The organism is Paraburkholderia susongensis, from assembly GCF_900177725.1.
Taxonomy (GTDB): Bacteria; Pseudomonadota; Gammaproteobacteria; order Burkholderiales; family Burkholderiaceae; genus Paraburkholderia; species Paraburkholderia susongensis.
Window position 1 is genome coordinate 1 of record NZ_FXAT01000030.1, and the last position, 1,707, is coordinate 1,707.

A 1,707-nucleotide genomic window follows, 5' to 3' on the forward strand; every position below is an offset into this window, starting at 1 on the left:
CCACTCGCGATGACGATCTGGTTTTCGTTCTCGCACTACAACCTGCTGAATCCGGATCTGCGCGGCTTCGCCGGCTTCGACAATTACCGCTATCTCGCCACCGATCCGTCGTTCGGCCCGTCGATCGCGCACACGATCGAGCTGATCGTCTCGGTGCTCGTCATCACCGTGGGCGGGGGCGTATTGATGGCGGTGCTGTTCGACCGCAAGTTCTACGGCCAGGGCGTCGCGCGCCTGCTCGCGATCGCGCCGTTCTTCGTGATGCCGACGGTCAGTGCGCTGATCTGGAAGAACATGATCCTGCACCCGGTGTATGGCCTGATCGCGCAGGGCATGCGTGCGCTCGGCATGCAGCCGATCGACTGGTTCGCCGACTATCCGCTCACCGCGGTCATCATGATCGTCGCGTGGCAGTGGCTGCCGTTCGCATTCCTGATTCTCTTCACGGCGATCCAGTCGCTCGACCAGGAGCAGAAGGAAGCGGCGCGCATCGACGGCGCGGGTCCGTTCTCGATGTTCTTCTACATCACGCTGCCGCATCTGCGACGCGCAATCGCGGTCGTGGTGATGATGGAGACGATTTTCCTGCTGTCGATCTTCGCCGAAATCTATACGACCACGGGCGGCGGTCCGGGCGACGCGACCACCAACCTGTCGTACCTGATCTTCTCGCTCGGCCTGCAGCAGTTCGACGTCGGTCTCGCGTCGGCGGGCGGCATTCTCGCGGTCGTGCTGGCCAACATCGTGTCGTTCTTCCTCGTGCGGATGCTCGCGAAGAACCTCAAAGGGGAGTACGAAAAATGAGCCACGTTGCCTCTACTTCAGCCTCGACGACGCAGCCTGTCGCGGTGCCGGCCCGATCGCCGCTCGAGACGGTTTCGCGCGCCATACCCGGCGTGATCGCCTGGCTCGTCGCGCTGCTGCTGTTCTTCCCGATCTTCTGGATGACGATCACCGCGTTCAAGACCGAGCAGCAGGCCTATTCGTCGTCGCTCTTCTTCATCCCGACGCTCGAGAGTTTCCGCGAGGTGTTCGCGCGCAGCAACTACTTCGCGTTCGCGTGGAATTCGGTGCTGATCTCGGTGGGCGTCACGCTGCTGTGCCTGATTCTCGCGGTGCCGGCGGCCTACGCGATGGCGTTCTTCCCGACGCGCCGCACGCAGAAAGTGCTGCTGTGGATGCTCTCGACCAAGATGATGCCGTCGGTCGGCGTGCTGGTGCCGATCTACCTGCTGTGGAAAAACAGCGGCCTGCTCGATACGGTGTCGGGTCTGGTGATCGTCTACACGCTGATCAATCTGCCGATCGCGGTGTGGATGGCCTTCACGTATTTCGCCGAGATTCCGCGCGACATTCTCGAAGCGGGGCGTATCGACGGCGCGGCGACGTGGCAGGAGATCGTCTATCTGCTGATGCCGATGTCGCTGCCGGGGCTGGCGTCCACGGCGCTGCTGCTGGTGATCCTGTCGTGGAACGAGGCGTTCTGGAGCATCAACCTGTCGAGTTCGAACGCGGCGCCGCTGACCGTGTTCATCGCGTCGTATTCGAGCCCCGAGGGGCTGTTCTGGGCGAAGCTGTCCGCGGCGTCACTGCTCGCGGTCGCGCCGATCCTGATCGTCGGCTGGCTGTCGCAGAAGCAGCTCGTGCGCGGGCTCACGTTCGGGGCGGTCAAATGACGGCAGGCGCGGATACAGGCGCGGGTGTGAA

Annotated in this window: 2 protein-coding genes; both read left to right on the forward strand. The window is 63.3% G+C overall.

Features of this window, described 5'->3' with window-relative positions:
* Positions 1-804: carbohydrate ABC transporter permease (locus tag B9Z01_RS34535; RefSeq protein ID WP_085489998.1), on the forward strand; the 804-nt coding region annotated here is incomplete at its 5' end.
* Entirely contained in the window at positions 801-1,676 is an 876-nt protein-coding gene (locus B9Z01_RS34540) for a carbohydrate ABC transporter permease (RefSeq protein ID WP_085489999.1), read from the forward strand. The genes B9Z01_RS34535 and B9Z01_RS34540, both read left to right, overlap by 4 nt.
* Positions 1,677-1,707: the final 31 nt, after the last annotated feature.

Coding starts and splice junctions, on each gene's coding strand:
- B9Z01_RS34540 (WP_085489999.1), top strand. CDS start 801: ATGAGCCACGTTGCCTCTACTTCAGCCTCGACGACGCAGCCTGTCGCG.